The sequence below is a fragment of the Salinivibrio socompensis S35 genome (assembly GCF_000513715.1).
GTDB lineage: Bacteria > Pseudomonadota > Gammaproteobacteria > Enterobacterales > Vibrionaceae > Salinivibrio > Salinivibrio socompensis.
In genome coordinates, this window is sequence record NZ_AQOD01000019.1 from 1 (window position 1) to 19,595 (window position 19,595).

At 50.9% G+C, this 19,595-nt stretch carries 14 protein-coding genes and 2 pseudogenes; 7 read left to right on the forward strand and 9 right to left on the reverse strand.

The features are described 5' to 3' along the window. Positions 1-474 (reverse strand): MarR family winged helix-turn-helix transcriptional regulator (locus tag DZ54_RS18445; RefSeq protein ID WP_164831543.1); only part of this gene is annotated, 474 nt, incomplete at its 3' end. 240 nt (positions 475-714) lie between these two features. On the opposite strand from DZ54_RS18445, the gene cysS reads away from it, so the two are divergent. Further along, complete coding sequence (gene cysS / locus DZ54_RS0102565; RefSeq protein WP_128080437.1) at positions 715-2,109, forward strand: cysteine--tRNA ligase; 1,395 nt, start codon at positions 715-717, stop codon at positions 2,107-2,109. Between the two features lie 125 nt (positions 2,110-2,234). On the opposite strand, the gene DZ54_RS0102570 is transcribed toward cysS, so the two are convergent. After that, positions 2,235-2,873 (reverse strand): YchE family NAAT transporter, encoded by a 639-nt coding sequence (locus DZ54_RS0102570; protein ID WP_025672998.1) that lies wholly within the window; start codon positions 2,871-2,873, stop codon positions 2,235-2,237. 653 nt (positions 2,874-3,526) lie between these two features. Here DZ54_RS0102570 and adhE point away from each other — a divergent pair. Further along, positions 3,527-6,274, forward strand: a complete 2,748-nt coding sequence (adhE, locus tag DZ54_RS0102580) for a bifunctional acetaldehyde-CoA/alcohol dehydrogenase (RefSeq protein ID WP_276201976.1) — start codon at positions 3,527-3,529, stop codon at positions 6,272-6,274. A gap of 163 nt (positions 6,275-6,437) precedes the next feature. Here adhE and DZ54_RS0102585 read toward each other — a convergent pair whose 3' ends face one another. The 7 genes and pseudogenes from DZ54_RS0102585 to cmoA form a co-directional block, all read right to left on the reverse strand. Then, entirely contained in the window at positions 6,438-7,085 is a 648-nt protein-coding gene (locus DZ54_RS0102585; RefSeq protein WP_025673000.1) for an SDR family NAD(P)-dependent oxidoreductase, read from the reverse strand. 259 nt (positions 7,086-7,344) lie between these two features. Then, on the reverse strand, positions 7,345-7,857 hold the full coding sequence (locus tag DZ54_RS0102590; protein ID WP_025673001.1) for a VC2046/SO_2500 family protein: 513 nt from the start codon (positions 7,855-7,857) through the stop codon (positions 7,345-7,347). 79 nt (positions 7,858-7,936) lie between these two features. After that, positions 7,937-8,947 (reverse strand): alpha-L-glutamate ligase-like protein, encoded by a 1,011-nt coding sequence (locus tag DZ54_RS0102595; RefSeq protein WP_025673002.1) that lies wholly within the window; start codon positions 8,945-8,947, stop codon positions 7,937-7,939. Beyond that, on the reverse strand, positions 8,937-10,463 hold the full coding sequence (locus DZ54_RS0102600; protein ID WP_025673003.1) for an inactive transglutaminase family protein: 1,527 nt from the start codon (positions 10,461-10,463) through the stop codon (positions 8,937-8,939). Before DZ54_RS0102600 ends, DZ54_RS0102595 begins: the two co-directional genes overlap by 11 nt. 42 nt (positions 10,464-10,505) lie before the next feature. Beyond that, the gene (locus DZ54_RS18450) at positions 10,506-11,102 is read right to left on the reverse strand and encodes an ATP-dependent zinc protease family protein (RefSeq protein ID WP_051415864.1); all 597 of its coding nucleotides are present in this window, start codon (positions 11,100-11,102) and stop codon (positions 10,506-10,508) included. 603 nt (positions 11,103-11,705) lie between these two features. Next, on the reverse strand, positions 11,706-12,677 hold the full coding sequence (gene cmoB / locus DZ54_RS0102610) for a tRNA 5-methoxyuridine(34)/uridine 5-oxyacetic acid(34) synthase CmoB (protein WP_025673004.1): 972 nt from the start codon (positions 12,675-12,677) through the stop codon (positions 11,706-11,708). Between the two features lie 164 nt (positions 12,678-12,841). Continuing rightward, positions 12,842-13,568: pseudogene (cmoA, locus tag DZ54_RS18455) on the reverse strand (carboxy-S-adenosyl-L-methionine synthase CmoA). 480 nt (positions 13,569-14,048) lie between these two features. Between cmoA and aspS the strand changes: the two are divergent. The 5 genes and pseudogenes from aspS (at position 14,049) to ruvB (ending at position 19,428) form a co-directional block, all read left to right on the forward strand. After that, positions 14,049-15,823, forward strand: a pseudogene (aspS, locus tag DZ54_RS18460) (aspartate--tRNA ligase). A gap of 195 nt (positions 15,824-16,018) precedes the next feature. Further along, complete coding sequence (locus tag DZ54_RS0102625) at positions 16,019-16,765, forward strand: YebC/PmpR family DNA-binding transcriptional regulator (RefSeq protein ID WP_025673005.1); 747 nt, start codon at positions 16,019-16,021, stop codon at positions 16,763-16,765. Continuing rightward, complete coding sequence (gene ruvC / locus DZ54_RS0102630) at positions 16,766-17,287, forward strand: crossover junction endodeoxyribonuclease RuvC (RefSeq protein WP_021022886.1); 522 nt, start codon at positions 16,766-16,768, stop codon at positions 17,285-17,287. Between the two features lie 495 nt (positions 17,288-17,782). After that, on the forward strand, positions 17,783-18,412 hold the full coding sequence (gene ruvA / locus DZ54_RS0102635; RefSeq protein WP_025673006.1) for a Holliday junction branch migration protein RuvA: 630 nt from the start codon (positions 17,783-17,785) through the stop codon (positions 18,410-18,412). Between the two features lie 2 nt (positions 18,413-18,414). Beyond that, a complete protein-coding gene (gene ruvB, locus DZ54_RS0102640; protein WP_025673007.1) occupies positions 18,415-19,428 on the forward strand; it encodes a Holliday junction branch migration DNA helicase RuvB in 1,014 nt (337 codons plus the stop codon). Positions 19,429-19,595 lie beyond the last annotated feature (167 nt).

Here is a 19,595-nt window from a genome sequence, read left to right on the forward strand (position 1 = left end):
GTCGGTGTGATCGGTGACCGCCTTATCAATCAAATCAAGTCCAGTCTCAGTGAGTGAGACATAGACCCCGCGGCGATCGTTGGGATCGGGGCTGCGAACCACCAAACCTTTGTGTTCTAAGCGATCAATGCGATTGGTCATGGCGCCGGATGTCAACATCAAGGCATCCAATAACTGATTGGGCGTCAGTGTGTATGGTTTGCCTGCTCGTCGTAGCGAGGCCAACACATCAAACTCTCCAGGGTTCAGGTTATATTGACCAAATACTTGTTGTAGTTTGGGATTAATATTGCCCAATACCCGAGCCAGTCGACCTGTGATCGCCATCGGGCTGGGGTCAATGTCGGGACGTTCGCTGTGCCATTGGCTCAGAATAAGATCAACCTTGTCAGCCTGTGATGGGGTAGCATCTTGCTCTTGGCTTTGTGGGTCAGTCGTAGTTGCTGTATGTGTGCGCGTTGAATGTTTTGTCATAATGGTTATCGATAAAGATTCTTTACCAAAAAATAAATGATTATCCCGACCCGACTCAAGCACCGATTGGTCGCTTTTGGTTCAATTTGTGCTTTTTGTCTTAACTTGTGAACTAAGTCGTCGCGCTTTATCGGGTCCGGCGGCGGGTCGGTGCTTGCGTCACGCTAGCAGAAAAGGTGTAATAGCAACTTCATTTTACTCATTGTCATTACTGTAACGAGTCATCTAATTATTATGTCGATGCAAACCCCCCCGTTAAAGATCTACAACTCACTGACGCGAGAAAAAGCCGTCTTTCAGCCTATCACGCCAGGAAAAATTGGCATGTATGTGTGTGGGGTGACGATTTACGATCTTTGTCATATCGGACATGGGCGCACCTTCGTTTCGTTTGACATGATTTCTCGTTACCTGCGTTATCTGGGCTTTGATCTGACCTTCGTGCGCAATATTACCGATATTGATGACAAGATCATCAAGCGTGCCGCTGAAAATGGTGAGGCCTGCGATGCCTTAACCGAACGCTTGATTGGTGAGATGCACCAAGATTTTGATGCTTTAAACATGGTGCGCCCTGATATCGAGCCGCGTGCGACCGATTATATTGACGAAATTATTACCTTGGTGGAAACGCTGATTGTGCGTGGTTTTGCCTATGTGGCTGATAACGGCGATGTGATGTTTGAAGTCGCTAAGTTTGAGGAATACGGCAAGCTATCTAAACAAGACTTGGATCAGCTCCAAGCTGGTGCCCGCGTTGATATTGAAACGGCGAAACGCAGCCCGCTGGATTTTGTGGTGTGGAAAATGTCGAAACCCGGCGAACCAACCTGGGAATCCCCTTGGGGCCCTGGCCGTCCTGGCTGGCACATTGAATGTTCAGCGATGAACTCGGCGCTTCTAGGTAAGCACTTTGATATTCATGGCGGCGGTTCAGACTTACAGTTCCCGCACCACGAAAATGAAATTGCTCAGTCGTGCTGTGCCCATGACACCCCGTATGTGAATACATGGATGCACAGCGGCATGGTGATGGTCGATCGTGAGAAGATGTCTAAGTCACTTGGAAACTTTTTTACCATCCGTGACGTGCTGGTGCACTACGATGCAGAAACCGTGCGTTATTTCTTGCTGTCAGGCCATTACCGTAGCCAGCTCAATTACAGCGATGAAAACCTTAATCAGGCGCGCTCGGCACTAGAGCGTCTTTATACGGCATTGCGTGGGTTAGACACCCAGGCAACCCCAGCGGGTGGCGACGAATACGTGGCGCGTTTTGAAGCGGCAATGAATGACGACTTCAATACGCCAGAAGCTTATTCAGTGTTGTTTGATATGGCGCGTGATATCAATCGCCTTCGTGCTAACGATATGGCCGCCGCGTCCGCGTTAGGTGCGCAAATGCGTCAATTGGCGACGGTGCTTGGCCTGTTAGAGCAAGATGCCGATAGCTTTTTGCAAGGTGATGCCGGCGCTGACGATGAAGTCGCCAAAATCGAAGCCTTGATTCAAACGCGTAACGATGCCCGTCAAGCCAAAGATTTCGCGGCAGCCGATGCGGCGCGCGATGCACTGACCGCGATGGGCATTGTGTTGGAAGATAGCCCACAAGGCACCACCTGGCGCCGCAAATAAGTAAACAGCGCGTCAAGAGCTGCCAGTAGAGGATTATTCAACCTCGCCAATAAAAACGGAGCCAAACAAGGCTCCGTTTTTATTGCGTGTTCAGTGCTGCCACATAGACGTCGCTTGGGTTGCGATCAGCTAAGCCCCGGAAACAAAGCCCGCATGCCAGAGGCAATAAACTCTATCCCAAGAGAGCCGAGAATCAGGCCCATGATCCGAGTGATCACGTTGATACCGGTCTGTCCCAAGAATTTCACCACCGAAGGTCCCACCTTAAACAACCCCCAAGTCCCCGCGGCGAAGACCACCAAGGTTGAAATGAGCGTGACCGTACTCCAGGTATCAGGGTACTGGGAGCCGTAAACGATGGTCGAACTAATGGCACCTGGGCCCGCGAGCAACGGCATGGCAAGCGGCACCACACCCACTTGCTCACGGCTGATTGTCTCTGACTGTTCCTGCTTGTTTTGTTTACCTTCTCCTAGCTTACCGTTCATCATGGTAAAGGCGATACTAAGCAGCAGCATGCCACCGGCGACACGGAAAGAGTCTAAAGAAATACTGAACAAGTCGAGCAACATCTGACCGGCAAGCAAGGACACAATCAAGATACTCGCCACCGCGATGGCTGCGGTATACGCCGTGCGGTTTCGCTCTTGCTTGTCAAGATGCACGGTAAGGGTCACAAAAACGGGCATGATACCGATAGGGTTCACGGCGGCAAAAAGCCCGACAAAAAACTGTACAAAAATCATGGTATCAAAAAAGGCCATGGCGATTCTCGTGAGGCTGTGAGGAAGTCCAGTTTCTCTCGGGTTAAAAGGTGGGGCCAGTATAGCGACCTCAGCTTAAAAACCAACCGCTTAACCTTGCATTTTCTGCAAGTCTTGATTGCGGTTTTGGTGGGGTCATGGAAGGGCGCAAAAAAAGTCCCCAAATGAGTGAGCAAGATTGTTAGCGCAAACTATACTGACCCACTAAACGGTTTTTACTCACTAGAGAAAAAAGGTGTGCATAAGTGGACTCACAAGGACGAAATAAACAAGCTTATGATAACCACACACTTTTTGTTGAAAAAATAATACAAAACCGCCGCTTTTGCTGGCTTTGTATGTAAAGGCCATGTTACTTTGATGAAAATTTTATACACACTACACATGTGCCACACGGCGAATAAACCCAATGTTCATGGGGGTTAAGCAATAAAATCCTAATGATTGATTTGATAACAAATGATCGAGATCAAGTTGCTATCGCTGTGAAAACTTATACTCAGTTCTGAAAGTTATTTACTAAATGCGATGCCGCAAGGGCGAAGAAATCTCGGTTAGAGAGAGCAAACGCTAGGCAACCATCAAAAAGCTAACCAAAAGCTAACCAAAGGGTAAGCGGGTGGTAGCAAGCAATTACTAAATGATTTTCAAATATGAACCAGGAGACAACTATGCCTGTCACTAATATTGCTGAACTCAACGCAATGGTTGAGCGTGTCAAAAAGGCACAACAAGAATTTGCCACCTACTCACAGGAGCAGGTTGACAAAATCTTCCGTGCTGCATCACTGGCTGCAAACAATGCACGTATCCCACTGGCTAAACAAGCGGTTGAAGAGTCAGGCATGGGGATCCTAGAAGACAAGGTTATCAAAAACCACTTCGCGTCTGAGTTCATCTACAACAAATACAAAGACGATAAAACCTGTGGCATTCTGGAAGAGAATGACGAGTTCGGTACCATGACCATTGCCGAGCCAGTGGGTCTTATCTGCGGTATCGTTCCAACCACGAACCCAACGTCGACCGCGATCTTTAAATCGCTCATTTCACTGAAAACCCGTAACGGTATCATCTTCTCGCCACACCCACGGGCGAAAAACTCCACCAATGATGCCGCGAAACTGGTACTCGATGCCGCAGTTGCCGCCGGTGCACCAAAAGACATCATTGGTTGGATTGATCAACCGTCTATCGAGCTATCGGACGCATTGATGAAGCATGATGGCATTAACCTGATTCTGGCCACAGGGGGTCCAGGCATGGTGAAAGCGGCTTACTCATCCGGTAAACCGGCTATCGGCGTAGGTGCGGGTAATGTGCCTGTGGTTATCGATGAAACCGCCGACATCAAGCGTGCGGTCGCGTCTGTACTGATGTCTAAAACCTTCGATAACGGCGTGGTGTGTGCGTCAGAGCAGGCAGTTATCGTGATGGACGAAGTGTATGACGAAGTCAAAGAACGTTTCGCGTCTCACAAAGGCCATGTCTTGAGCAAAGCAGACGCCGACAAAGTGCGTAAAGTGCTGCTTATTAACGGCAACCTTAACGCAGACATCGTCGGACAATCGGCCACGAAGATTGCGGACATGGCAGGTGTAAGCGTCCCATCAGACACTAAGATTCTGATTGGTGAAGGCCTAGAAATCAGCATTGAAGAAGAGTTTGCACACGAGAAGCTCTCACCAACGCTCGGTATGTTCCGTGCCAAGACTTTTGAGCACGCCGTCGACATGGCTTGCAAAATGGTAGAAATGGGCGGTATCGGCCACACCTCAGGCCTATATACCAACCAAGACGTTAACCAAGATCGTATCCGATACTTCGGTGATCGCCTCAAAACGGCACGTATTCTGGTGAACATTCCAACCACGCACGGTGGTATCGGTGACTTGTACAACTTCAACGTTGCGCCGTCGCTCACGCTGGGTTGTGGTTCATGGGGGGGTAACTCCATTTCTGAAAACGTTGGGCCTAAACACCTGATGAACAAGAAAACCGTTGCGAAGCGAGCTGAGAATATGCTGTGGCACAAACTACCAAAATCAATTTACTTCCGTCGCGGCAGCTTGCCAATTGCACTGGGTGACCTGGAAGAACAAAAACGCGCGATGATCGTCACTGACCGCTTCCTGTTTAACAATGGCTATTCAGAGCAGATCGAGTCAATCCTGAAAGCACAAGGGATGGACGTGAACACGTTCTTCGAAGTGGAAGCGGATCCAACCCTAAGCGTGGTACGCAAAGGTGCTGAAGCGATGAAGAGCTTCCAGCCTGACGTGATTATTGCCCTTGGTGGCGGTTCACCTATGGACGCGGCGAAAATCATGTGGGTGATGTACGAGCATCCAGAAACCGCGTTCGAAGAACTGGCAATGCGCTTTATGGACATCCGTAAACGTATTTACAAATTCCCGAAAATGGGTAAAAAAGCAGAGCTGGTTTGTGTGACAACCACATCAGGTACCGGTTCAGAAGTCACCCCATTTGCGGTAGTGACTGACGACGAAACCGGTGCCAAATACCCACTGGCTGACTACGAGCTGACACCACAAATGGCGATTGTTGATGCCAACCTAGTGATGAATATGCCGAAGTCTCTGACGGCCTTTGGTGGTTACGATGCGATTACTCACGCACTGGAAGCTTATGTGTCTATCCTGTCGAATGAGTACTCAGAAGGCCAAGCACTACAAGCGTTGAAACTGCTGAAAGACTACCTGCCAGCAAGCTATATGCACGGTGCTAACGACCCAATCGCACGTGAAAAAGTACACAATGGTGCCACTATCGCGGGTATTGCGTTTGCTAATGCCTTCTTGGGTGTGTGTCACTCTATGGCGCACAAACTCGGTGCTGAGTTCCACCTGCCACACGGCCTGGCGAACGCACTGATGATTTCAAACGTGGTACGTTTCAACGCCAATGACAACCCAACCAAGCAAACCGCATTCTCGCAGTACGACCGCCCACATGCACGTCGTTGCTATGCAGAGATTGCTGATCACCTAGGTCTCGCTCAAGCCGGTGACCGTACCGCACAGAAAATCGAACGCTTGCTAACATGGCTTGAGGAGATGAAAATTAAGCTGGACATCCCAACCTCTATCCAAGCGGCGGGTGTACCAGAAGCAGACTTCATGGCCAAACTGGATGAGCTTGCGGAAGAAGCGTTTGATGACCAATGTACCGGTGCAAACCCACGCTACCCACTGATCACCGAGTTGAAAGACGTTCTGGTTGCTTCTTACTACGGCAAGCCTTATGTCGAGTGTGAAACCTTTGAAGGCACCACGGTGATCAAGAAAGGCGATGACCGACCTGCCGCAGCGCCAACTAAAGTTGTCAAAGCCGACGCAAAAGCGAAAGCTGAGCAAAAGGATCAAAAAGCAGACGCCTAATGTAAACCAGGCAACCGCTTAACGACAAAGACCCGCCCCGGCGGGTCTTTTTGATGTTATCCGTGGCGACGATGACACTAGAATACAGAGCGCTTCGCTGACGGAATACGGGAAGAGCGTAAAGCTGTTCCTAAGCCCTAGGATTCTAGGACCTAGCTCCCTCTCACCCACTGGCCTCTAACAACCGGCCGTTGAAAGAGTCATTCGAGACAATATACTCCGCGTTGCGGATCAACTCATCGTCCAGATCGCCGGTGCTTCGGCGACGGTGGCGTGGAACAATTCCCCCGACGCGAATCTTTAATCCAGAAAGCTCTTTAGCCCAGCGTTGGGTTAAGCCGCCAATCATGGCATTAGCAACCGTATCAGGGGTAAGATGAACACCGGCAACATTAATGATCACTCCAGGGCGACCACGTTGTTGCATACACTCAGCAGCGTGTTGGACCACAAGATAACACTGCGACGTTGTATCGGTGAGCGTTTTCGGTATATCGCACCAAGCGCCATTGTCAAATAAACTGGGCAGTATGTCGCCTTGCCATTGATTGATAAGCACGTCTATGCCACCAAAAAGCTGGAGCACTTGTGCGAATGCATCATGGACAGATGCCGGTTGATCATCGGCTAAACAAATAGGTTGAACGCGCCCCACAAGCGGACGACATTGATCAACACTCAAGCGTAGTGCGGGCCATTCCGTATCGAGCAATGCCACATCAGCACCGAGCGAGCAGAAATGCTCTGCCATGGCGCGCCCCGACGGTGATCCGCCTGCGGTGATGACAACCACTGCGTTATCGATTTTCATGGCCAATTCCTCAATATTATCAAACTTTTAACCAAGAGCTTCTCGCTCTTTGTGTCCAAGCTGATCACGTAAAAATGACAGCTTACTCACACCTTATTCACTCGTGGGAAAGTAATACTGGACCATAACTACGCGGACTGCGAAAAAAAGGCTCAAAACGTCTGGTGGAATGGCAAAAAGATTATCGGGAATTGATAGACGATCACAATTTAGGCAAGGGTCATCGAACGTCATCAGGATCGACTTGCGATCTTGGCTGTTATGCGCTTACACGCATTTTATCGAAGCAATGCGAGGTGGTGAGTTTTTCATACAAGGTAGCAGGGTTATACGCAGGACGTGTCGGCTCGGCATCCGATAAATGACGGCGCGCGTGGCCGGATAAATTGTGATAGACCGCTTCATCAAAACCGTGTGTGCCTTGTGGGGGATAGTGCATGGCGGCTGGGGCAAGTTGAAAGCGTAGATTGGCGCTCGCGAGTCCACCGCGATGAAAGGCATCAGCTTGAGCGCTGGCACGCTGGTAATCTTGTTCATTGCTGGCGGCTAAGGGTTGCGGCTCTGCCAGTTGGAACTGCTGACGCAACACCTCATCATTACTGATGGGATTATCGGTGAGGGTACGTGGCGTTGACTCATTGGCATCTCCGGAAAGCAACGCCATCATCAACGCAAAGTCGGAACGACGCCCTTGCACCACCGCCTGATTGAGGTTGTCCCCAAACTGGACGTCGCTAATAAGCTGCGCTTTGTCGATGGTATGGATCGTCACGGCCGTTACCCTAATTCATATGATGATGATGCGGATGTGTAATAGGGTATCGGCTGTGTACGTTAAACTTTAAGGTTTTTTATCCGGTTTTTGCGAGTGTAGGTTGTAGCGGCTGCGTGCTTTGTCCGGCAAAATACTGCATCGAAAACGCCGCGCGATCGTCCGGCATCGGCGGATAGCGCTTGGGTGGAAGAGACTCAATCAGCCGCAATCTTGGCAGCAACCCGCAGCCATTAGCGATTTGAATTGCGAGGCCGGGCCGTGCATTGAGCTCGAGAACCATCGGACCCTTGTCTTTATCCAATACCATATCGGTACCCATATAGCCCAAGTCCGTCATTTCCCAAGCGCTGGCTGCCAGCGTGAGCAACTGCTGCCAGTGAGGGACTTTCAAGGTATAAAGGTCATGATCCGTATCGGGATGATGGGTAATGGGACGGTTAAATTGCACCGCCTTTAAGGCTTCACCCGTCGCAATATCTAGCCCGACTCCTACGGCACCTTGGTGCAAGTTTGCTTTGCCGTCGGACGCCGATGTTGATAAGCGCATCATCGCCATCACCGGATACCCTTGAAACACGATCACGCGAATATCGGGTACTCCTTCGTAGCTAAAGCCGGCGAAGCTATCATCGAACGCAATCAAGTTCTCGACCACTGCCACATCGGCTTTACCACCGAGAGAAAACAAGCCTGCCAAAGTGTTGGTGATATGGCGTTCCACATCATTATGGCTCACGGCTTTGCCCGAGGCTTTGGTATAGACACCTTGATGATTTTTCGTCACCACCAGAATGCCTTTTCCGCCCGATCCTTGCGCCGGTTTAATCACAAAACCGGGCCAGTTCGCCACCATCGCGTGAATCTGTTTGACGTGCGCTTGGCTATCAATCACCCCAATTAATTCGGGCACAGTAGCGCCGGCTTGCTGAGCAATCAATTTGGTTTTAAGTTTATCATCCACTAATGGATAAAGACGCCTGTCGTTATATCGACCAATATAACGAATATTACGCTGGTTCATGCCCATAATCCCTGCTTGGTTTAGGCGAAAGGGCGAGGCTAACCGAGAAAAGAGCTTAATCATCATGACCTCTCACACCATGCGCCAAGGGACGGAAACGCTTTAATTCCGACAAACGGTACCCGGTGTAATTGCCCAGCATCAAAATCAGCGCCAGGATCACCAGCTGCAAGCCAATGAAGTTAAAGGTGAGATGGCGAATCAAATCATTGGTCATCGCCAAGTACACCAGCACCGCAGTAAGTAGTGAGCCGCCGCCTTGGATCACTACTTCTTTCGCACCTTCTTCTTCCCATAAAATCGACATCCGCTCGATGGTCCATGACAGAATAATCATCGGAAAGAAGGTGATGGTCAGCCCTTCCATTAAGCCGATATGGAAGGCTATCACGCTAAACACCGAAATAATCAAGATCACCGTGATGATCACCGCGGAAATCCGTGCTACCAGCAGCAAGTTAAGCCGGGAGAGGTAACTTCTGATCACGAGTCCGGTGCCGACAATGAATACAAAGCCAACAATCCCCGTGAGTAATTGGGTTTGTACAAAGGCGACCGCAATCAGCACCGGCATAAAGGTGCCTGAGGTTTTTAACCCCACAATAACCCGTAAAAACACCACGATCAGGGCGCCAATTGGGATCAGCATGATGGTTTTGAACATCGCCTGCTCTTCAATCGGCAAGCTATGAATGGAAAAGTTAAGTAGGTTGTCTGCTGAGACCTTGGCCGAGGTCGCTTGTTGCGGGCTGATATCTTGCGAGATAATCGAAAAATGTACCTGGCTGTGTTCACCGCCCATCACTTCCAACAATGGCCCGCCGTGTTGGTTCCAGAGCAGGATATTACTGTGATGGCCATTTTGCCCCGTGGTTAAATCGAATAAGTGCCAGCGAGCGTCTTGCCATACTTGTAGCATTGGCGAAATGGTTTGCCGACGTCGACCATCCTCAAGCGCCAAGCCACCTACCACGCGCGCGTGCACACCTTCAAGCGCCAAGGTTTTTTGTAGTGCGTCGGGTTTGTCGAGGGTGTTCAGTAACAGGGCCGCATTTTGGCTATCAGGGCTATTAAACTGCTTAATCAGCTCACGCGTAAGGGTCACGTTATCGGCCGAGCGAGCACGAGCGCGATCCAGCAGGGCTAATGCAGCATTCTTCGCGGCACTCTCCATTACCGGCGCGGTCACCTTCTCTTCTTCCGGCGGCGTCATGGTATAGCGTGCACTGTCGTCGACCAGCATTTGATTTTTAAAATAGAGGATTTGATCACCGCTAGCTTGGCGTGCTGACCACTGTGCTTGACGACCATGTTCGGTGTCGAGTAATGAAAAACCATAGCCTGCCGAGGAGGTGCTCTCATCAATAAGCGTCAGTCCAGGTTGACTGTCGGGGGCGGCGAGGCTCACTTTTACCGGCTTATCATCAGCATCGAAGTTAATTCTGGCCTCAATTTGCCAGACTTGACGAGTGTCATCTGCTTGCCAAGGGACACCATAACCGAGGTGACGATACGTACTGAGCGCGATACCGGCTAAAATCAAAAAGCCGATCAAAAAGTAAAAAGGAACCCGTGAAACCATGTCGATTACCTATTCTTGTAGAGCCAACTCTCGTAGAGCCAATTATTGGTGAGCCGCTTCTTTGGAAGCTGATTGCTGTTGAGTGTCGTCATCACTAGGCTCCGAGGGTGTATCTGGCTGATATTGCGGATGAACATGCACTTGGCTGACATCCACCACGGCCAAATCTTTAAAAAACGAGCGACCGAGCAAGACTGGATATTCCATATTGGTGCGGTCGGCGAGGGTAAATTCGGTTTTTTCGTGGATATTACCTACCCGGATCCAAGCTTCCACCACCGCACGGCGCTCAGTGCTATCAGTCGAAGATTGCCGTATCCGGACCCAGCGTTTTACTGGCATTTCCATAAATACCGATTGGTCATTGTTTTCGCTATGATTGACATTGAACTTGACCCAGGTGTCACCATCGCGCTCAAATTCTTGAACATCGATGGCATTGAGCGAGGAGGTCTCGGCGCCGCTATCCACACGAGACTGGAATGTATTCTTTACCTCATCAAACCAGACCCATTCACGGCCGCCGAGTACCACTTTGTCGTCATTCATGGGGACACGAACCAGTTTTTCTTTCACTCTCACTTCGGGGTTTGGGGTTGCGAAATTGGCATATAGCTTGGCCTGGGTGCGCTGAATCACGGTTAGCTGGCTTTCTAGTGCTGTGACGTTTATCCGCCAATTGCGTCAAGGCCGCATCGTGCTGCGTCAAGGAGTGAGTCAGTGTTTGCTGCTGTTTTTCGCTCTGAGCGGCAATCGTATCGATTTTATTGAGTGTTTCTTGGTGCTGGTGCTGTGAGGTGAGCGTGCAACCGGACACCGTGAATAAAAGCACACTGATCAGTGAGCAACGAAAAAGCATCTGAGTCTCCACTGCATTAAAGGATGGGTGCTGGCCGTATCGCCTCAAATCATATTCCAAAGCGAGGCTGAGCGCAGATTCTAAAGGATGCGACAAAGATGGATAGAGGGATTCTGTCAAATGTTAGTCAGAATTGACTAAACGCTGATTTAATCGACGATGTGAGTAGAAAATGGTGCGCAAACAGGCGCTCGTGCCGCTGCGCATAAAGTGAACAGTCCTAAAAGGGTAAACATTGCGAGCCAAGCGTCAGGGTAGCGTGTGCTCTCGGTTAAATTAACCGCAGTACACGCTGCCTGGGTGATGCATGCCGTCTTGCGATGCGCTCTTGCGATGGGAGCTCTTGCGATGGGAGCGCCTGGCGCGATGTTATCGAGATGGCATTAATCGGGGTTACGCGCGACTAAAATAGCGCGTTTGGGCGCCGGATACCCTTCGATCGTTTGCGTCGGGTCATCGGGATTGAGATACTCAGGTAGCGAGTTATGGGTCATCCAATCCGTGCTGCGCTGCTCATCGGTGGTGGTGACGCATTCATCGACAATACGCACATCAACAAACCCGACTTTTTCCAGCCACACTTTTAGCGCCCGCGCAGACGGGAAAAAGTAGACATTGCGCATTTGTGCATAACGGTCGGAGGGGACCAATACCGCGTTTTCATCGCCATCAATCACTAGGGTTTCCAAGACCAGCTCACCGTCTTTACCCAGTTGATCTTTAAGTTGAATCAGATGATCGAGCGGCGAGCGGCGGTGGTAAAGCACCCCCATGCTAAACACGGTATCAAAGGCACGCAGGGCAGGGAGTTTTTCGATTCCTAATGGCAGTAGATGCGCTCGTTGATCATTGCCCATTAAGCGACGAATGGCGTCGAACTGCATCAAAAAAAGCTCGGAAGGATCAATGCCTACCGTGAGCGCAGCACCTTCACCCAACATCCGCCACATGTGGTAGCCATTACCGCAACCGACATCGAGGACATAGCGCCCTTTCAGCGGTGAAATATGCGGGAGGACTCGATCCCACTTCCAATCAGAGCGCCACTCGGTGTCAATATCCAGACCGTGAACCTGATAAGGCCCTTTGCGCCAAGGATGAAAGCTGCGGAGCAGGTTTTCTAATTTTTTACGCTCACCGGCAGGCAAGCTGGTGGCATCGCCAATCTGCACCCGATCGTTTAGCTCTACGTGATCCGGCGTGTCAGTCGGGATTTTATTCAGCACTTTTATCCACTTTGGCATATCGCCATGGGGCTGGGTTTGCCACTCAGCCAATTGGGCCGGCAAGACTTCCAACCAGTGGGACAAACGGTTTTTGGCGATCAGTTGATAAAAATCGGAAAAATCAAACATCAGATTACTCGTATTGAATGGCGCATTTAGCTGAATCAAAGGGTTGACTGAATCAATGGTGTCACTGGCGCAATGGCGTACCGAGATCAATGACGTAAAGGGGTTAACAAGCTTTACGTTATCAATAGCTTTACGTCATCAATAGCGTTCCGTCATCGCTCACCTTATTTAATCGCGAGCATCGAGCCAAAGTTAAAACATTGAAACCACATCGCGACACTGCTAAAACCAATGTTGCTTAATCGCGTTTTGTGGGTGCCGATGCTGTCGGGGCGCATCACGTTTTCTAGTGCACTGCGTTTTTGGCTGATTTCCAACTCGCTGTAACCGTTGGCGCGTTTAAAGTCATGGTGCAAGTCAATCAGTAGCTCATTGGCGATGTCGTCGTCAAAGCAATATTTCTCCGACAAAATCAAGATCCCACCTGGCTTTAAGCTGGTAAATGCGGGTGAGCAGAGTTTGACGATCGTCTGGGCTTAAAAATTGTAGGGTAAAATTAAGCACTACCATGGACGCATTGGCGATCTCAATGTCACGAATATCGGCTTCGCGCACCTCGACATCGGCCGCACCGCGATAGGCGTTAACATGCAAACGGCAGCGCTCAACCATCGCTTGCGAATTATCGACAGCAATGATTTTACAACTGTCGTGGGGAATATGGCGGCGCATCGACAAGGTGGCGGCACCCAACGAACAGCCGAGATCGTAAATATGACTATCTGGCGTGGCAAAGCGTTTCGCCAACATACCAATCGCTGAGATAATGTTGCTGTATCCCGGCACCGAGCGCTGGATCATATCCGGGAACACCTCGGCGACATTCGCATCGAAGGTAAAGTCACCCATCTTCTCAATCGGTGCCGCGAAAATTTTATCCTGATTAGCCATATGAGCCCCTACAAATCAGCCTAGCTGGCCAGTGCAAGCACCTGACGCCAGCAAACCCTGTCGCAAAAGCGGCGTATTGTAGTGAATTTTTCAGCGTCTGTCTGCATGACGAGCGTACGTCTTGCGCGGATAAACTAGAACAGCGCCCCTTGCTGACTGTGTGCCGCGCGGGTCACCGAGCCGCAGCGGAGGCTGATTAAGCGCATGTAAGGCAAGAGACATAGTGTTATGCTCATGGATGATCGTGAATACGGCATAGCCTAATGATAACCAACCTAAAAGACCATCAGAAGAAAAACCCACGATCGCTTTACCAACGGCGGGCCTTTTCCTTTATAATAGCCAGTCTTTGACAGTAACGGCAGTAATGGGGGCGTACCGTCAGGTACGACAAAGGCTGTTACCGAATTCCCCTCAGTATTTGACAGGCTTGTGCCCAAGGGGGCAAGCGGAATTATCAGAACAGATCAGGAATATTCTATGCGCACCCAATATTGTGGTCACCTGAATAGCGCCCACGTCGGGCAAGAAGTAAGTCTTTGTGGTTGGGTTAATCGTCGTCGTGATCTAGGCGGCTTGATTTTTATCGACATGCGCGATCGTGAAGGTCTAGTGCAAGTTGTGATGGACCAGATATGGGTGACGTTTACGAGCAAGCCAACAAACTGCGTAACGAATTTTGTATTGCTATTCGTGGTGAAGTCCGCGCACGTCCAGAGAGCCAAATCAACCGTGATATGGCCACTGGCGACGTTGAAGTGGTCGCAAAAGGCTTGGACATCATTAACCGCAGTGCGCCGATGCCGATTGACTTTAACCAGTTTATCTCTGAAGAGCAGCGTCTTAAGTACCGTTACCTCGACTTGCGCCGTCCAGAGATGAGCGATCGGATTAAACTGCGTGCCAAAGCTACCAGTTTTGTGCGTCGCTTCCTGGATGAGAACGACTTTTTAGATATTGAAACCCCGGTACTGACCAAAGCCACCCCAGAAGGTGCGCGTGATTACTTGGTGCCAAGCCGCGTCCACAAAGGCAGTTTTTATGCTTTGCCACAATCGCCACAGCTGTTTAAACAACTGTTGATGATGTCAGGCTTTGATCGTTACTATCAAATCGTGAAGTGCTTCCGTGATGAAGACTTGCGCGCCGATCGCCAGCCAGAATTTACCCAAATCGATATCGAAACCTCGTTCATGAGCGCCGAGCAAGTGCGCGACGTCACCGAGCAAATGATCCGCGACATGTGGCAATCGCTGCTTAACGTCGACTTGGGCGCGTTTCCCATCATGAAATTTGAAGAAGCGATGCGTCGCTTTGGCTCCGACAAGCCAGATTTGCGTAACCCGCTTGAAATTGTTGACGTTGCCGATATCGTCAAAGACGTGGAGTTTAAAGTCTTCTCTGGCCCTGCCAATGACGAAAAAGGCCGTGTGGCTGTGATCCGTGTGCCAGGCGGTGCCAGCTTGTCGCGCAAGCAGATCGATGAGTACACCCACTTTGTCAGCATCTACGGCGCCAAAGGCTTGGCGTGGATGAAAGTCAACGATCGCGACGCTGGCTTTGACGGCATTCAATCGCCGGTGGCCAAGTTCTTGAATGCCGACGTGGTAGAAAGCATCTTGTCACGCACTGACGCGCAAACCGGCGACATTATCTTGTTCGGTGCCGACAAAAAATCGGTGGTTACTGAAGCGCTGGGCGCCTTGCGCGTCAAGCTAGGCTTGGATCTTGAACTAACCGATACCAACGCCTGGGCTCCGCTGTGGGTGGTGGACTTCCCGATGTTTGAGGAAGACGACGAAGGCAACCTGCACGCGATGCACCACCCATTTACCGCACCGACCGATGTCACGCCAGAACAGCTAAAAGCGAATCCGGCGGCCGCGAACTCTAATGCGTATGATATGGTCATCAATGGTTACGAAGTCGGCGGTGGCTCGGTGCGTATCCACAGTCCAGAGATGCAAGCGGCGGTATTTGAGACCCTAGGCATTGATGAGCAAGAGCAACGTAAGAAGTTTGGTTTCTTGCTCGATGCGCTTCAATACGGCACCCCACCACACGCAGGTTTGGCGTTTGGTATGGACCGTTTGGTCATGCTGTTATCTGGCACCGAGAACATTCGTGACGTGATTGCCTTCCCGAAAACCACGGCTGCTGCCTGCTTGATGACCAATGCACCGAGCATGGCCAACGACGCGGCGCTTGAAGAGCTGGCACTGAGTATCACGGCAGCGGCAGAGCAAAGCGAATAAAGCGAATAAATTCGCCTAATAACGGGCAGATTCGACTGCCCGTATGACCCAAGCTATCAACGAGGTTGCCAACGAACGGTAACCGCCAGCAAGCAGGGTATCTTCATCAACGCGCCTCAGACTGAAAAGCCAAGGCGCGTTTTTCTGATTACTCCTTTCACGTGAGGGGAGCGAGCAAAAAACGGAGAAGTCGATATGGCAGGTCACAGTAAGTGGTCGAACATTAAACACCGTAAAGCCGCTCAAGACGCGAAGCGCGGTAAGATTTTCACCAAACTGATTCGAGAATTAGTGGTTGCCACCAAAGAGGGTGGGCCCGAAGCGGAAACCAACCCACGTTTGCGCGCCGCGGTGGATAAAGCACTGTCTAACAACATGACGCGTGACACCATCAACCGTGCGATCACACGCGGGGCCGGTGGCGATGGCGACGACAACATGGAAACCGTCATCTATGAAGGCTATGGCCCGGCAGGTACCGCGGTGATGGTGGAATGCATGACCGACAATCGCAATCGTACCGTGTCAGGCGTGCGTCACGCGTTTTCTAAATCGGGCGGCAACCTAGGCACCGATGGTTCAGTCAGCTTTTTGTTTGATAAAAAAGGTGTTGTCACATACGCCGCAGGGCTTGAAGAAGACGACGTGATGGAAGCGGCACTCGAAGGTGGCGCGGAAGACGTGGTTACCTATGACGACGGCTCAATCGATGTTTACACCACGCCTAATGACTTTGGTACGGTCAAAGATGCCCTCGACAAAGCCGGCTTTGACGCGGAGCGTGCCGAAGTGACGCAGGTGCCATCCACCAAAGCGGAGTTAGACGCAGACACCGCGCCCAAACTGCTGCGTTTGGTCGACATGCTAGACGATCTTGACGACGTACAAGAGGTTTATCATAACGGGGATATCTCGGATGAAGTGGCGGCGAGTTTAAGCTAAATGACAATTATACTGGGGATTGACCCAGGTTCGCGGATCACCGGCTATGGGGTGATCCGCCAACAGGGTCGGCATCTTGAATATCTCGGCAGCGGCTGTATTCGCACCGAAACCGACGATTTACCCGGGCGCTTAAAGCATATCTACGCCGGGGTGAGTGAAGTCATCACCCAATTCCAGCCCGATAACTTTGCCATCGAGCAAGTGTTTATGGCCCGCAATGCCGATTCGGCTCTCAAATTGGGCCAAGCACGGGGCAGTGCCATTGTCGCCGCCGTGAATGCCGATTTACCGGTATCGGAATACGCGGCAAGGCTGATTAAGCAAGCAGTCGTCGGCAAAGGTAGCGCCGATAAAAAGCAAGTCCAGCATATGGTCACCCACATGTTGAAACTCAGCGCCACCCCCCAAGCCGATGCCGCCGATGCCCTCGCCGTGGCGATTTGTCATGCCCACACCAACCACACCCTGATCGCCATGGCCGGCAAAGCCAACGCCGCCCGCCGCGGCCGGTATCGATAAAAGTGCCTCGCGCGCTTTAACACAGAGACTGTTACTCGTTCCCACGCTCCTGCGTGGGAATGCATACAAAACTCGAACCCTGAACAGAAGTCGTGACAAAACCATCGAGCCGTACTTCCTACGCCTAGTTTATACATCGATGATACCATTGGCGTAGGTGACACAAGCCCCGGCAAGATGTCAACAATGATGCACGATGCTAACTGGGCGCCTGTCACGACCAGCGCCAAATTTAACCTCGATGTCGGATGGCGCGCGGCCGACATTGTGATACTTATTTGCATCGTGCGGGCGCTTATGCCGACCTACACGATATTCGGGATCTTGAATACGGAGCGCTTCGCTTACAGAACACGGAAAGAGCAGCTCGTGCGTGCATCGGTCTTTTGCTCTTTCTGTACTCTGTATTCCGTATTCCGTGGTTCCTCAATCCGACTGGATATACATCCAGTTATTCTTTATCCTTGAGGCAAAGTAACAAACAGAGAAGCGATTGTGATAGGCCGATTACAGGGAACCCTGATAGAAAAGCAGCCTCCAGAGATTTTAATTGACGTGAACGGCGTCGGTTACGAAGTGAGCATGCCGATGAACTGTCTATATCAACTGCCGGACGTGGGTGAGACAGCCACTGTGTATACCCATTTTGTGGTGCGTGAAGATGCACAACTCCTCTATGGCTTTAGTGGTAAACGCGAGCGTGCGCTATTTCGCGAAGTGATCAAAGCCAATGGCGTGGGGCCAAAGCTTGGGTTAGCGATTTTATCGGGGATGACGGCCAACCATTTTGTCGATAGTGTTGAGCACAACGATGTGTCGACCTTGGTGAAAATCCCTGGAGTAGGGAAGAAAACCGCGGAACGCTTAGTGATTGAAATGCGCGACCGGCTTAAAAACTGGGAAGCCTTTGATCTCTTTACGCCGCACACCGATGCCGCTACCGGTGAAGGCGCCGCGATACGTCCCACACCGACCACCGTCTCGACCGCGGCAGATGAAGCGGTGAGTGCCCTAGTCGCGTTGGGCTACAAAGCGGCACAGGCAGAGAAAGTGGTTAAACAAATTGCAACCGATGACATGAGCAGCGAAGCGGTGATTCGTCACGCGCTGCGCTCGATGGTGTAACCATGATAGAAGCTGATCGTTTAATTTCGGCACAAACCACGCCCGATCGCGAAGATGAAGTGATCGACCGCGCGATACGCCCTAAGTTATTGGAAGATTATCAAGGCCAAGATCATGTGCGTGGACAAATGGAAATTTTTATCCATGCCGCACGCAAACGCCAAGAAGCCCTGGATCACCTGCTGATTTTTGGCCCGCCGGGTCTGGGTAAAACCACCCTGGCCAATATTGTTGCCAACGAAATGGATGTGAGTATCCGTACCACATCAGGTCCCGTGTTAGAAAAAGCCGGTGATCTCGCCGCCTTGCTTACCAACCTTGAACCCCACGATGTCCTATTTATCGATGAAATTCATCGCTTGAGTCCGGTGGTGGAAGAAATCCTGTATCCCGCCATGGAAGATTACCAACTAGATATTATGATTGGCGAAGGGCCGGCGGCGCGCTCGATTAAAATCGACTTACCACCGTTTACCCTGATTGGTGCCACCACTCGTGCCGGCTCACTGACCTCACCACTTCGCGACCGTTTCGGTATCACCCAGCGTTTGGAATATTACAACGTGCGTGATTTAACCGGAATTGTAAAACGCAGCGCCCATTGCCTAGCGCTGTCGATGGAAGACGAAGGTGCCGAAGAAGTGGCGCGACGATCACGTGGTACCCCGCGGATTGCTAACCGTCTACTTCGCCGTGTGCGCGATTTTGCCGAAGTGAAGGGCAGTGGCCATATCTGCCCGGATATCGCCCAGCGTGCCCTTGATATGCTTGATGTTGACAGCCAAGGGTTCGATTACATGGACCGTAAACTGCTTAACGCCATCATTGAAAAATTCGATGGTGGCCCGGTCGGCTTAGATAACCTCGCCGCCGCGATTGGTGAAGAAAAAGACACCATAGAAGATGTGATAGAGCCTTATCTGATCCAACAAGGTTACTTACAACGCACCCCGCGTGGCCGGATTGCCAGCCAACGCGCCTACCTGCATTTTGGCTTTGATGTGCCTAAGGCGTGATAAAAACTGGCCGAAAGCTTAACTGAGATCAAGACATTTTTTACCAAAACCGCCCCATTGACCGCCAATCAATGGGGTTTTTTGATCTAGATTAAGGTTGTGTAGCACGTGACCCCTTATCGTGACTCCCATCTGCTGACAGTTACAACCAATCAGAGTGAGACGTG

What these genes read in the sequence shown, in the direction of transcription:
- cysS (WP_128080437.1), top strand. Translation starts at nt 715, where the DNA reads ATGCAAACCCCCCCGTTAAAGATCTACAACTCACTGACGCGAGAAAAA.
- DZ54_RS0102570 (WP_025672998.1), bottom strand. Translation starts at nt 2,873, where the DNA reads ATGGCCTTTTTTGATACCATGATTTTTGTACAGTTTTTTGTCGGGCTT.
- adhE (WP_276201976.1), top strand. Translation starts at nt 3,527, where the DNA reads ATGAACCAGGAGACAACTATGCCTGTCACTAATATTGCTGAACTCAAC.
- DZ54_RS0102585 (WP_025673000.1), bottom strand. Translation starts at nt 7,085, where the DNA reads ATGAAAATCGATAACGCAGTGGTTGTCATCACCGCAGGCGGATCACCG.
- DZ54_RS0102595 (WP_025673002.1), bottom strand. Translation starts at nt 8,947, where the DNA reads ATGATGATTAAGCTCTTTTCTCGGTTAGCCTCGCCCTTTCGCCTAAAC.
- DZ54_RS0102600 (WP_025673003.1), bottom strand. Translation starts at nt 10,463, where the DNA reads ATGGTTTCACGGGTTCCTTTTTACTTTTTGATCGGCTTTTTGATTTTA.
- cmoB (WP_025673004.1), bottom strand. Translation starts at nt 12,677, where the DNA reads ATGTTTGATTTTTCCGATTTTTATCAACTGATCGCCAAAAACCGTTTG.
- DZ54_RS0102625 (WP_025673005.1), top strand. Translation starts at nt 16,019, where the DNA reads ATGGCAGGTCACAGTAAGTGGTCGAACATTAAACACCGTAAAGCCGCT.
- ruvC (WP_021022886.1), top strand. Translation starts at nt 16,766, where the DNA reads ATGACAATTATACTGGGGATTGACCCAGGTTCGCGGATCACCGGCTAT.
- ruvB (WP_025673007.1), top strand. Translation starts at nt 18,415, where the DNA reads ATGATAGAAGCTGATCGTTTAATTTCGGCACAAACCACGCCCGATCGC.